Below are 13,341 nucleotides of genomic sequence, written 5' to 3'. Positions count from 1 at the left end.
TTTTTTTTTTTTTTTTTTTTTTTTTTTTTTTTTTTTTTTTTTTTTTTTTTTTTTTTTTTTTTTTTTTTTTTTTTTTTTTTTTTTTTTTTTTTTTTTTTTTTTTTTTTTTTTTTTTTTTTTTTTTTTTTTTTTTTTTTTTTTTTTTTTTTTTTTTTTTTTTTTTTTTTTTTTTTTTTTTTTTTTTTTTTTTTTTTTTTTTTTTTTTTTTTTTTTTTTTTTTTTTTTTTTTTTTTTTTTTTTTTTTTTTTTTTTTTTTTTTTTTTTTTTTTTTTTTTTTTTTTTTTTTTTTTTTTTTTTTTTTTTTTTTTTTTTTTTTTTTTTTTTTTTTTTTTTTTTTTTTTTTTTTTTTTTTTTTTTTTTTTTTTTTTTTTTTTTTTTCTTTTTTTTTTTTTTTTTTTTTTTTTTTTTTTTTTTTTTTTTTTTTTTTTTTTTTTTTTTTTTTTTTTTTTTTTTTTTTTTTTTTTTTTTTTTTTTTTTTTTTTTTTTTTTTTTTTTTTTTTTTTTTTTTTTTTTTTTTTTTTTTTTTTTTTTTTTTTTTTTTTTTTTTTTTTTTTTTTTTTTTTTTTTTTTTTTTTTTTTTTTTTTTTTTTTTTTTTTTTTTTTTTTTTTTTTTTTTTTTTTTTTTTTTTTTTTTTTTTTTTTTTTTTTTTTTTTTTTTTTTTTTTTTTTTTTTTTTTTTTTTTTTTTTTTTTTTTTTTTTTTTTTTTTTTTTTTTTTTTTTTTTTTTTTTTTTTTTTTTTTTTTTTTTTTTTTTTTTTTTTTTTTTTTTTTTTTTTTTTTTTTTTTTTTTTTTTTTTTTTTTTTTTTTTTTTTTTTTTTTTTTTTTTTTTTTTTTTTTTTTTTTTTTTTTTTTTTTTTTTTTTTTTTTTTTTTTTTTTTTTTTTTTTTTTTTTTTTTTTTTTTTTTTTTTTTTTTTTTTTTTTTTTTTTTTTTTTTTTTTTTTTTTTTTTTTTTTTTTTTTTTTTTTTTTTTTTTTTTTTTTTTTTTTTTTTTTTTTTTTTTTTTTTTTTTTTTTTTTTTTTTTTTTTTTTTTTTTTTTTTTTTTTTTTTTTTTTTTTTTTTTTTTTTTTTTTTTTTTTTTTTTTTTTTTTTTTTTTTTTTTTTTTTTTTTTTTTTTTTTTTTTTTTTTTTTTTTTTTTTTTTTTTTTTTTTTTTTTTTTTTTTTTTTTTTTTTTTTTTTTTTTTTTTTTTTTTTTTTTTTTTTTTTTTTTTTTTTTTTTTTTTTTTTTTTTTTTTTTTTTTTTTTTTTTTTTTTTTTTTTTTTTTTTTTTTTTTTTTTTTTTTTTTTTTTTTTTTTTTTTTTTTTTTTTTTTTTTTTTTTTTTTTTTTTTTTTTTTTTTTTTTTTTTTTTTTTTTTTTTTTTTTTTTTTTTTTTTTTTTTTTTTTTTTTTTTTTTTTTTTTTTTTTTTTTTTTTTTTTTTTTTTTTTTTTTTTTTTTTTTTTTTTTTTTTTTTTTTTTTTTTTTTTTTTTTTTTTTTTTTTTTTTTTTTTTTTTTTTTTTTTTTTTTTTTTTTTTTTTTTTTTTTTTTTTTTTTTTTTTTTTTTTTTTTTTTTTTTTTTTTTTTTTTTTTTTTTTTTTTTTTTTTTTTTTTTTTTTTTTTTTTTTTTTTTTTTTTTTTTTTTTTTTTTTTTTTTTTTTTTTTTTTTTTTTTTTTTTTTTTTTTTTTTTTTTTTTTTTTTTTTTTTTTTTTTTTTTTTTTTTTTTTTTTTTTTTTTTTTTTTTTTTTTTTTTTTTTTTTTTTTTTTTTTTTTTTTTTTTTTTTTTTTTTTTTTTTTTTTTTTTTTTTTTTTTTTTTTTTTTTTTTTTTTTTTTTTTTTTTTTTTTTTTTTTTTTTTTTTTTTTTTTTTTTTTTTTTTTTTTTTTTTTTTTTTTTTTTTTTTTTTTTTTTTTTTTTTTTTTTTTTTTTTTTTTTTTTTTTTTTTTTTTTTTTTTTTTTTTTTTTTTTTTTTTTTTTTTTTTTTTTTTTTTTTTTTTTTTTTTTTTTTTTTTTTTTTTTTTTTTTTTTTTTTTTTTTTTTTTTTTTTTTTTTTTTTTTTTTTTTTTTTTTTTTTTTTTTTTTTTTTTTTTTTTTTTTTTTTTTTTTTTTTTTTTTTTTTTTTTTTTTTTTTTTTTTTTTTTTTTTTTTTTTTTTTTTTTTTTTTTTTTTTTTTTTTTTTTTTTTTTTTTTTTTTTTTTTTTTTTTTTTTTTTTTTTTTTTTTTTTTTTTTTTTTTTTTTTTTTTTTTTTTTTTTTTTTTTTTTTTTTTTTTTTTTTTTTTTTTTTTTTTTTTTTTTTTTTTTTTTTTTTTTTTTTTTTTTTTTTTTTTTTTTTTTTTTTTTTTTTTTTTTTTTTTTTTTTTTTTTTTTTTTTTTTTTTTTTTTTTTTTTTTTTTTTTTTTTTTTTTTTTTTTTTTTTTTTTTTTTTTTTTTTTTTTTTTTTTTTTTTTTTTTTTTTTTTTTTTTTTTTTTTTTTTTTTTTTTTTTTTTTTTTTTTTTTTTTTTTTTTTTTTTTTTTTTTTTTTTTTTTTTTTTTTTTTTTTTTTTTTTTTTTTTTTTTTTTTTTTTTTTTTTTTTTTTTTTTTTTTTTTTTTTTTTTTTTTTTTTTTTTTTTTTTTTTTTTTTTTTTTTTTTTTTTTTTTTTTTTTTTTTTTTTTTTTTTTTTTTTTTTTTTTTTTTTTTTTTTTTTTTTTTTTTTTTTTTTTTTTTTTTTTTTTTTTTTTTTTTTTTTTTTTTTTTTTTTTTTTTTTTTTTTTTTTTTTTTTTTTTTTTTTTTTTTTTTTTTTTTTTTTTTTTTTTTTTTTTTTTTTTTTTTTTTTTTTTTTTTTTTTTTTTTTTTTTTTTTTTTTTTTTTTTTTTTTTTTTTTTTTTTTTTTTTTTTTTTTTTTTTTTTTTTTTTTTTTTTTTTTTTTTTTTTTTTTTTTTTTTTTTTTTTTTTTTTTTTTTTTTTTTTTTTTTTTTTTTTTTTTTTTTTTTTTTTTTTTTTTTTTTTTTTTTTTTTTTTTTTTTTTTTTTTTTTTTTTTTTTTTTTTTTTTTTTTTTTTTTTTTTTTTTTTTTTTTTTTTTTTTTTTTTTTTTTTTTTTTTTTTTTTTTTTTTTTTTTTTTTTTTTTTTTTTTTTTTTTTTTTTTTTTTTTTTTTTTTTTTTTTTTTTTTTTTTTTTTTTTTTTTTTTTTTTTTTTTTTTTTTTTTTTTTTTTTTTTTTTTTTTTTTTTTTTTTTTTTTTTTTTTTTTTTTTTTTTTTTTTTTTTTTTTTTTTTTTTTTTTTTTTTTTTTTTTTTTTTTTTTTTTTTTTTTTTTTTTTTTTTTTTTTTTTTTTTTTTTTTTTTTTTTTTTTTTTTTTTTTTTTTTTTTTTTTTTTTTTTTTTTTTTTTTTTTTTTTTTTTTTTTTTTTTTTTTTTTTTTTTTTTTTTTTTTTTTTTTTTTTTTTTTTTTTTTTTTTTTTTTTTTTTTTTTTTTTTTTTTTTTTTTTTTTTTTTTTTTTTTTTTTTTTTTTTTTTTTTTTTTTTTTTTTTTTTTTTTTTTTTTTTTTTTTTTTTTTTTTTTTTTTTTTTTTTTTTTTTTTTTTTTTTTTTTTTTTTTTTTTTTTTTTTTTTTTTTTTTTTTTTTTTTTTTTTTTTTTTTTTTTTTTTTTTTTTTTTTTTTTTTTTTTTTTTTTTTTTTTTTTTTTTTTTTTTTTTTTTTTTTTTTTTTTTTTTTTTTTTTTTTTTTTTTTTTTTTTTTTTTTTTTTTTTTTTTTTTTTTTTTTTTTTTTTTTTTTTTTTTTTTTTTTTTTTTTTTTTTTTTTTTTTTTTTTTTTTTTTTTTTTTTTTTTTTTTTTTTTTTTTTTTTTTTTTTTTTTTTTTTTTTTTTTTTTTTTTTTTTTTTTTTTTTTTTTTTTTTTTTTTTTTTTTTTTTTTTTTTTTTTTTTTTTTTTTTTTTTTTTTTTTTTTTTTTTTTTTTTTTTTTTTTTTTTTTTTTTTTTTTTTTTTTTTTTTTTTTTTTTTTTTTTTTTTTTTTTTTTTTTTTTTTTTTTTTTTTTTTTTTTTTTTTTTTTTTTTTTTTTTTTTTTTTTTTTTTTTTTTTTTTTTTTTTTTTTTTTTTTTTTTTTTTTTTTTTTTTTTTTTTTTTTTTTTTTTTTTTTTTTTTTTTTTTTTTTTTTTTTTTTTTTTTTTTTTTTTTTTTTTTTTTTTTTTTTTTTTTTTTTTTTTTTTTTTTTTTTTTTTTTTTTTTTTTTTTTTTTTTTTTTTTTTTTTTTTTTTTTTTTTTTTTTTTTTTTTTTTTTTTTTTTTTTTTTTTTTTTTTTTTTTTTTTTTTTTTTTTTTTTTTTTTTTTTTTTTTTTTTTTTTTTTTTTTTTTTTTTTTTTTTTTTTTTTTTTTTTTTTTTTTTTTTTTTTTTTTTTTTTTTTTTTTTTTTTTTTTTTTTTTTTTTTTTTTTTTTTTTTTTTTTTTTTTTTTTTTTTTTTTTTTTTTTTTTTTTTTTTTTTTTTTTTTTTTTTTTTTTTTTTTTTTTTTTTTTTTTTTTTTTTTTTTTTTTTTTTTTTTTTTTTTTTTTTTTTTTTTTTTTTTTTTTTTTTTTTTTTTTTTTTTTTTTTTTTTTTTTTTTTTTTTTTTTTTTTTTTTTTTTTTTTTTTTTTTTTTTTTTTTTTTTTTTTTTTTTTTTTTTTTTTTTTTTTTTTTTTTTTTTTTTTTTTTTTTTTTTTTTTTTTTTTTTTTTTTTTTTTTTTTTTTTTTTTTTTTTTTTTTTTTTTTTTTTTTTTTTTTTTTTTTTTTTTTTTTTTTTTTTTTTTTTTTTTTTTTTTTTTTTTTTTTTTTTTTTTTTTTTTTTTTTTTTTTTTTTTTTTTTTTTTTTTTTTTTTTTTTTTTTTTTTTTTTTTTTTTTTTTTTTTTTTTTTTTTTTTTTTTTTTTTTTTTTTTTTTTTTTTTTTTTTTTTTTTTTTTTTTTTTTTTTTTTTTTTTTTTTTTTTTTTTTTTTTTTTTTTTTTTTTTTTTTTTTTTTTTTTTTTTTTTTTTTTTTTTTTTTTTTTTTTTTTTTTTTTTTTTTTTTTTTTTTTTTTTTTTTTTTTTTTTTTTTTTTTTTTTTTTTTTTTTTTTTTTTTTTTTTTTTTTTTTTTTTTTTTTTTTTTTTTTTTTTTTTTTTTTTTTTTTTTTTTTTTTTTTTTTTTTTTTTTTTTTTTTTTTTTTTTTTTTTTTTTTTTTTTTTTTTTTTTTTTTTTTTTTTTTTTTTTTTTTTTTTTTTTTTTTTTTTTTTTTTTTTTTTTTTTTTTTTTTTTTTTTTTTTTTTTTTTTTTTTTTTTTTTTTTTTTTTTTTTTTTTTTTTTTTTTTTTTTTTTTTTTTTTTTTTTTTTTTTTTTTTTTTTTTTTTTTTTTTTTTTTTTTTTTTTTTTTTTTTTTTTTTTTTTTTTTTTTTTTTTTTTTTTTTTTTTTTTTTTTTTTTTTTTTTTTTTTTTTTTTTTTTTTTTTTTTTTTTTTTTTTTTTTTTTTTTTTTTTTTTTTTTTTTTTTTTTTTTTTTTTTTTTTTTTTTTTTTTTTTTTTTTTTTTTTTTTTTTTTTTTTTTTTTTTTTTTTTTTTTTTTTTTTTTTTTTTTTTTTTTTTTTTTTTTTTTTTTTTTTTTTTTTTTTTTTTTTTTTTTTTTTTTTTTTTTTTTTTTTTTTTTTTTTTTTTTTTTTTTTTTTTTTTTTTTTTTTTTTTTTTTTTTTTTTTTTTTTTTTTTTTTTTTTTTTTTTTTTTTTTTTTTTTTTTTTTTTTTTTTTTTTTTTTTTTTTTTTTTTTTTTTTTTTTTTTTTTTTTTTTTTTTTTTTTTTTTTTTTTTTTTTTTTTTTTTTTTTTTTTTTTTTTTTTTTTCTTTTTTTTTTTTTTTTTTTTTTTTTTTTTTTTTTTTTTTTTTTTTTTTTTTTTTTTTTTTTTTTTTTTTTTTTTTTTTTTTTTTTTTTTTTTTTTTTTTTTTTTTTTTTTTTTTTTTTTCTTTTTTTTTTTTTTTTTTTTTTTTTTTTTTTTTTTTTTTTTTTTTTTTTTTTTTTTTTTTTTTTTTTTTTTTTTTTTTTTTTTTTTTTTTTTTTTTTTTTTTTTTTTTTTTTTTTTTTTTTTTTTTTTTTTTTTTTTTTTTTTTTTTTTTTTTTTTTTTTTTTTTTTTTTTTTTTTTTTTTTTTTTTTTTTTTTTTTTTTTTTTTTTTTTTTTTTTTTTTTTTTTTTTTTTTTTTTTTTTTTTTTTTTTTTTTTTTTTTTTTTTTTTTTTTTTTTTTTTTTTTTTTTTTTTTTTTTTTTTTTTTTTTTTTTTTTTTTTTTTTTTTTTTTTTTTTTTTTTTTTTTTTTTTTTTTTTTTTTTTTTTTTTTTTTTTTTTTTTTTTTTTTTTTTTTTTTTTTTTTTTTTTTTTTTTTTTTTTTTTTTTTTTTTTTTTTTTTTTTTTTTTTTTTTTTTTTTTTTTTTTTTTTTTTTTTTTTTTTTTTTTTTTTTTTTTTTTTTTTTTTTTTTTTTTTTTTTTTTTTTTTTTTTTTTTTTTTTTTTTTTTTTTTTTTTTTTTTTTTTTTTTTTTTTTTTTTTTTTTTTTTTTTTTTTTTTTTTTTTTTTTTTTTTTTTTTTTTTTTTTTTTTTTTTTTTTTTTTTTTTTTTTTTTTTTTTTTTTTTTTTTTTTTTTTTTTTTTTTTTTTTTTTTTTTTTTTTTTTTTTTTTTTTTTTTTTTTTTTTTTTTTTTTTTTTTTTTTTTTTTTTTTTTTTTTTTTTTTTTTTTTTTTTTTTTTTTTTTTTTTTTTTTTTTTTTTTTTTTTTTTTTTTTTTTTTTTTTTTTTTTTTTTTTTTTTTTTTTTTTTTTTTTTTTTTTTTTTTTTTTTTTTTTTTTTTTTTTTTTTTTTTTTTTTTTTTTTTTTTTTTTTTTTTTTTTTTTTTTTTTTTTTTTTTTTTTTTTTTTTTTTTTTTTTTTTTTTTTTTTTTTTTTTTTTTTTTTTTTTTTTTTTTTTTTTTTTTTTTTTTTTTTTTTTTTTTTTTTTTTTTTTTTTTTTTTTTTTTTTTTTTTTTTTTTTTTTTTTTTTTTTTTTTTTTTTTTTTTTTTTTTTTTTTTTTTTTTTTTTTTTTTTTTTTTTTTTTTTTTTTTTTTTTTTTTTTTTTTTTTTTTTTTTTTTTTTTTTTTTTTTTTTTTTTTTTTTTTTTTTTTTTTTTTTTTTTTTTTTTTTTTTTTTTTTTTTTTTTTTTTTTTTTTTTTTTTTTTTTTTTTTTTTTTTTTTTTTTTTTTTTTTTTTTTTTTTTTTTTTTTTTTTTTTTTTTTTTTTTTTTTTTTTTTTTTTTTTTTTTTTTTTTTTTTTTTTTTTTTTTTTTTTTTTTTTTTTTTTTTTTTTTTTTTTTTTTTTTTTTTTTTTTTTTTTTTTTTTTTTTTTTTTTTTTTTTTTTTTTTTTTTTTTTTTTTTTTTTTTTTTTTTTTTTTTTTTTTTTTTTTTTTTTTTTTTTTTTTTTTTTTTTTTTTTTTTTTTTTTTTTTTTTTTTTTTTTTTTTTTTTTTTTTTTTTTTTTTTTTTTTTTTTTTTTTTTTTTTTTTTTTTTTTTTTTTTTTTTTTTTTTTTTTTTTTTTTTTTTTTTTTTTTTTTTTTTTTTTTTTTTTTTTTTTTTTTTTTTTTTTTTTTTTTTTTTTTTTTTTTTTTTTTTTTTTTTTTTTTTTTTTTTTTTTTTTTTTTTTTTTTTTTTTTTTTTTTTTTTTTTTTTTTTTTTTTTTTTTTTTTTTTTTTTTTTTTTTTTTTTTTTTTTTTTTTTTTTTTTTTTTTTTTTTTTTTTTTTTTTTTTTTTTTTTTTTTTTTTTTTTTTTTTTTTTTTTTTTTTTTTTTTTTTTTTTTTTTTTTTTTTTTTTTTTTTTTTTTTTTTTTTTTTTTTTTTTTTTTTTTTTTTTTTTTTTTTTTTTTTTTTTTTTTTTTTTTTTTTTTTTTTTTTTTTTTTTTTTTTTTTTTTTTTTTTTTTTTTTTTTTTTTTTTTTTTTTTTTTTTTTTTTTTTTTTTTTTTTTTCTTTTTTTTTTTTTTTTTTTTTTTTTTTTTTTTTTTTTTTTTTTTTTTTTTTTTTTTTTTTTTTTTTTTTTTTTTTTTTTTTTTTTTTTTTTTTTTTTTTTTTTTTTTTTTTTTTTTTTTTTTTTTTTTTTTTTTTTTTTTTTTTTTTTTTTTTTTTTTTTTTTTTTTTTTTTTTTTTTTTTTTTTTTTTTTTTTTTTTATTTTTTTTTTTTTTTTTTTTTTTTTTTTTTTTTTTTTTTTTTTTTTTTTTTTTTTTTTTTTTTTTTTTTTTTTTTTTTTTTTTTTTTTTTTTTTTTTTTTTTTTTTTTTTTTTTTTTTTTTTTTTTTTTTTTTTTTTTTTTTTTTTTTTTTTTTTTTTTTTTTTTTTTTTTTTTTTTTTTTTTTTTTTTTTTTTTTTTTTTTTTTTTTTTTTTTTTTTTTTTTTTTTTTTTTTTTTTTTTTTTTTTTTTTTTTTTTTTTTTTTTTTTTTTTTTTTTTTTTTTTTTTTTTTTTTTTTTTTTTTTTTTTTTTTTTTTTTTTTTTTTTTTTTTTTTTTTTTTTTTTTTTTTTTTTTTTTTTTTTTTTTTTTTTTTTTTTTTTTTTTTTTTTTTTTTTTTTTTTTTTTTTTTTTTTTTTTTTTTTTTTTTTTTTTTTTTTTTTTTTTTTTTTTTTTTTTTTTTTTTTTTTTTTTTTTTTTTTTTTTTTTTTTTTTTTTTTTTTTTTTTTTTTTTTTTTTTTTTTTTTTTTTTTTTTTTTTTTTTTTTTTTTTTTTTTTTTTTTTTTTTTTTTTTTTTTTTTTTTTTTTTTTTTTTTTTTTTTTTTTTTTTTTTTTTTTTTTTTTTTTTTTTTTTTTTTTTTTTTTTTTTTTTTTTTTTTTTTTTTTTTTTTTTTTTTTTTTTTTTTTTTTTTTTTTTTTTTTTTTTTTTTTTTTTTTTTTTTTTTTTTTTTTTTTTTTTTTTTTTTTTTTTTTTTTTTTTTTTTTTTTTTTTTTTTTTTTTTTTTTTTTTTTTTTTTTTTTTTTTTTTTTTTTTTTTTTTTTTTTTTTTTTTTTTTTTTTTTTTTTTTTTTTTTTTTTTTTTTTTTTTTTTTTTTTTTTTTTTTTTTTTTTTTTTTTTTTTTTTTTTTTTTTTTTTTTTTTTTTTTTTTTTTTTTTTTTTTTTTTTTTTTTTTTTTTTCTTTTTTTTTTTTTTTTTTTTTTTTTTTTTTTTTTTTTTTTTTTTTTTTTTTTTTTTTTTTTTTTTTTTTTTTTTTTTTTTTTTTTTTTTTTTTTTTTTTTTTTTTTTTTTTTTTTTTTTTTTTTTTTTTTTTTTTTTTTTTTTTTTTTTTTTTTTTTTTTTTTTTTTTTTTTTTTTTTTTTTTTTTTTTTTTTTTTTTTTTTTTTTTTTTTTTTTTTTTTTTTTTTTTTTTTTTTTTTTTTTTTTTTTTTTTTTTTTTTTTTTTTTTTTTTTTTTTTTTTTTTTTTTTTTTTTTTTTTTTTTTTTTTTTTTTTTTTTTTTTTTTTTTTTTTTTTTTTTTTTTTTTTTTTTTTTTTTTTTTTTTTTTTTTTTTTTTTTTTTTTTTTTTTTTTTTTTTTTTTTTTTTTTTTTTTTTTTTTTTTTTTTTTTTTTTTTTTTTTTTTTTTTTTTTTTTTTTTTTTTTTTTTTTTTTTTTTTTTTTTTTTTTTTTTTTTTTTTTTTTTTTTTTTTTTTTTTTTTTTTTTTTTTTTTTTTTTTTTTTTTTTTTTTTTTTTTTTTTTTTTTTTTTTTTTTTTTTTTTTTTTTTTTTTTTTTTTTTTTTTTTTTTTTTTTTTTTTTTTTTTTTTTTTTTTTTTTTTTTTTTTTTTTTTTTTTTTTTTTTTTTTTTTTTTTTTTTTTTTTTTTTTTTTTTTTTTTTTTTTTTTTTTTTTTTTTTTTTTTTTTTTTTTTTTTTTTTTTTTTTTTTTTTTTTTTTTTTTTTTTTTTTTTTTTTTTTTTTTTTTTTTTTTTTTTTTTTTTTTTTTTTTTTTTTTTTTTTTTTTTTTTTTTTTTTTTTTTTTTTTTTTTTTTTTTTTTTTTTTTTTTTTTTTTTTTTTTTTTTTTTTTTTTTTTTTTTTTTTTTTTTTTTTTTTTTTTTTTTTTTTTTTTTTTTTTTTTTTTTTTTTTTTTTTTTTTTTTTTTTTTTTTTTTTTTTTTTTTTTTTTTTTTTTTTTTTTTTTTTTTTTTTTTTTTTTTTTTTTTTTTTTTTTTTTTTTTTTTTTTTTTTTTTTTTTTTTTTTTTTTTTTTTTTTTTTTTTTTTTTTTTTTTTTTTTTTTTTTTTTTTTTTTTTTTTTTTTTTTTTTTTTTTTTTTTTTTTTTTTTTTTTTTTTTTTTTTTTTTTTTTTTTTTTTTTTTTTTTTTTTTTTTTTTTTTTTTTTTTTTTTTTTTTTTTTTTTTTTTTTTTTTTTTTTTTTTTTTTTTTTTTTTTTTTTTTTTTTTTTTTTTTTTTTTTTTTTTTTTTTTTTTTTTTTTTTTTTTTTTTTTTTTTTTTTTTTTTTTTTTTTTTTTTTTTTTTTTTTTTTTTTTTTTTTTTTTTTTTTTTTTTTTTTTTTTTTTTTTTTTTTTTTTTTTTTTTTTTTTTTTTTTTTTTTTTCTTTTTTTTTTTTTTTTTTTTTTTTTTTTTTTTTTTTTTTTTTTTTTTTTTTTTTTTTTTTTTTTTTTTTTTTTTTTTTTTTTTTTTTTTTTTTTTTTTTTTTTTTTTTTTTTTTTTTTTTTTTTTTTTTTTTTTTTTTTTTTTTTTTTTTTTTTTTTTTTTTTTTTTTTTTTTTTTTTTTTTTTTTTTTTTTTTTTTTTTTTTTTTTTTTTTTTTTTTTTTTTTTTTTTTTTTTTTTTTTTTTTTTTTTTTTTTTTTTTTTTTTTTTTTTTTTTTTTTTTTTTTTTTTTTTTTTTTTTTTTTTTTTTTTTTTTTCTTTTTTTTTTTTTTTTTTTTTTTTTTTTTTTTTTTTTTTTTTTTTTTTTTTTTTTTTTTTTTTTTTTTTTTTTTTTTTTTTTTTTTTTTTTTTTTTTTTTTTTTTTTTTTTTTTTTTTTTTTTTTTTTTTTTTTTTTTTTTTTTTTTTTTTTTTTTTTTTTTTTTTTTTTTTTTTTTTTTTTTTTTTTTTTTTTTTTTTTTTTTTTTTTTTTTTTTTTTTTTTTTTTTTTTTTTTTTTTTTTTTTTTTTTTTTTTTTTTTTTTTTTTTTTTTTTTTTTTTTTTTTTTTTTTTTTTTTTTTTTTTTTTTTTTTTTTTTTTTTTTTTTTTTTTTTTTTTTTTTTTTTTTTTTTTTTTTTTTTTTTTTTTTTTTTTTTTTTTTTTTTTTTTTTTTTTTTTTTTTTTTTTTTTTTTTTTTTTTTTTTTTTTTTTTTTTTTTTTTTTTTTTTTTTTTTTTTTTTTTTTTTTTTTTTTTTTTTTTTTTTTTTTTTTTTTTTTTTTTTTTTTTTTTTTTTTTTTTTTTTTTTTTTTTTTTTTTTTTTTTTTTTTTTTTTTTTTTTTTTTTTTTTTTTTCTTTTTTTTTTTTTTTTTTTTTTTTTTTTTTTTTTTTTTTTTTTTTTTTTTTTTTTTTTTTTTTTTTTTTTTTTTTTTTTTTTTTTTTTTTTTTTTTTTTTTTTTTTTTTTTTTTTTTTTTTTTTTTTTTTTTTTTTTTTTTTTTTTTTTTTTTTTTTTTTTTTTTTTTTTTTTTTTTTTTTTTTTTTTTTTTTTTTTTTTTTTTTTTTTTTTTTTTTTTTTTTTTTTTTTTTTTTTTTTTTTTTTTTTTTTTTTTTTTTTTTTTTTTTTTTTTTTTTTTTTTTTTTTTTTTTTTTTTTTTTTTTTTTTTTTTTTTTTTTTTTTTTTTTTTTTTTTTTTTTTTTTTTTTTTTTTTTTTTTTTTTTTTTTTTTTTTTTTTTTTTTTTTTTTTTTTTTTTTTTTTTTTTTTTTTTTTTTTTTTTTTTTTTTTTTTTTTTTTTTTTTTTTTTTTTTTTTTTTTTTTTTTTTTTTTTTTTTTTTTTTTTTTTTTTTTTTTTTTTTTTTTTTTTTTTTTTTTTTTTTTTTTTTTTTTTTTTTTTTTTTTTTTTTTTTTTTTTTTTTTTTTTTTTTTTTTTTTTTTTTTTTTTTTTTTTTTTTTTTTTTTTTTTTTTTTTTTTTTTTTTTTTTTTTTTTTTTTTTTTTTTTTTTTTTTTTTTTTTTTTTTTTTTTTTTTTTTTTTTTTTTTTTTTTTTTTTTTTTTTTTTTTTTTTTTTTTTTTTTTTTTTTTTTTTTTTTTTTTTTTTTTTTTTTTTTTTTTTTTTTTTTTTTTTTTTTTTTTTTTTTTTTTTTTTTTTTTTTTTTTTTTTTTTTTTTTTTTTTTTTTTTTTTTTTTTTTTTTTTTTTTTTTTTTTTTTTTTTTTTTTTTTTTTTTTTTTTTTTTTTTTTTTTTTTTTTTTTTTTTTTTTTTTTTTTTTTTTTTTTTTTTTTTTTTTTTTTTTTTTTTTTTTTTTTTTTTTTTTTTTTTTTTTTTTTTTTTTTTTTTTTTTTTTTTTTTTTTTTTTTTTTTTTTTTTTTTTTTTTTTTTTTTTTTTTTTTTTTTTTTTTTTTTTTTTTTTTTTTTTTTTTTTTTTTCTTTTTTTTTTTTTTTTTTTTTTTTTTTTTTTTTTTTTTTTTTTTTTTTTTTTTTTTTTTTTTTTTTTTTTTTTTTTTTTTTTTTTTTTTTTTTTTTTTTTTTTTTTTTTTTTTTTTTTTTTTTTTTTTTTTTTTTTTTTTTTTTTTTTTTTTTTTTTTTTTTTTTTTTTTTTTTTTTTTTTTTTTTTTTTTTTTTTTTTTTTTTTTTTTTTTTTTTTTTTTTTTTTTTTTTTTTTTTTTTTTTTTTTTTTTTTTTTTTTTTTTTTTTTTTTTTTTTTTTTTTTTTTTTTTTTTTTTTTTTTTTTTTTTTTTTTTTTTTTTTTTTTTTTTTTTTTTTTTTTTTTTTTTTTTTTTTTTTTTTTTTTTTTTTTTTTTTTTTTTTTTTTTTTTTTTTTTTTTTTTTTTTTTTTTTTTTTTTTTTTTTTTTTTTTTTTTTTTTTTTTTTTTTTTTTTTTTTTTTTTTTTTTTTTTTTTTTTTTTTTTTTTTTTTTTTTTTTTTTTTTTTTTTTTTTTTTTTTTTTTTTTTTTTTTTTTTTTTTTTTTTTTTTTTTTTTTTTTTTTTTTTTTTTTTTTTTTTTTTTTTTTTTTTTTTTTTTTTTTTTTTTTTTTTTTTTTTTTTTTTTTTTTTTTTTTTTTTTTTTTTTTTTTTTTTTTTTTTTTTTTTTTTTTTTTTTTTTTTTTTTTTTTTTTTTTTCTTTTTTTTTTTTTTTTTTTTTTTTTTTTTTTTTTTTTTTTTTTTTTTTTTTTTTTTTTTTTTTTTTTTTTTTTTTTTTTTTTTTTTTTTTTTTTTTTTTTTTTTTTTTTTTTTTTTTTTTTTTTTTTTTCTTTTTTTTTTTTTTTTTTTTTTTTTTTTTTTTTTTTTTTTTTTTTTTTTTTTTT

General features: G+C 0.1%; 1 protein-coding gene (only partly in view). It reads right to left on the bottom strand.

Annotated elements, in window-relative coordinates:
* On the bottom strand, positions 1 to 13,341 hold part of the coding region annotated (locus tag G6O69_RS42680) for a hypothetical protein (RefSeq protein WP_176397402.1) (this coding region is incomplete at its 5' end). 38,418 nt of the annotated region lie to the left of the window's left edge; 13,341 of 51,759 annotated nt are visible.

Source organism: Pseudenhygromyxa sp. WMMC2535, assembly GCF_011083025.2.
Note: the sequence above shows the minus strand (reverse complement) of the source record. Positions and strands in the feature narration are given on the sequence as shown.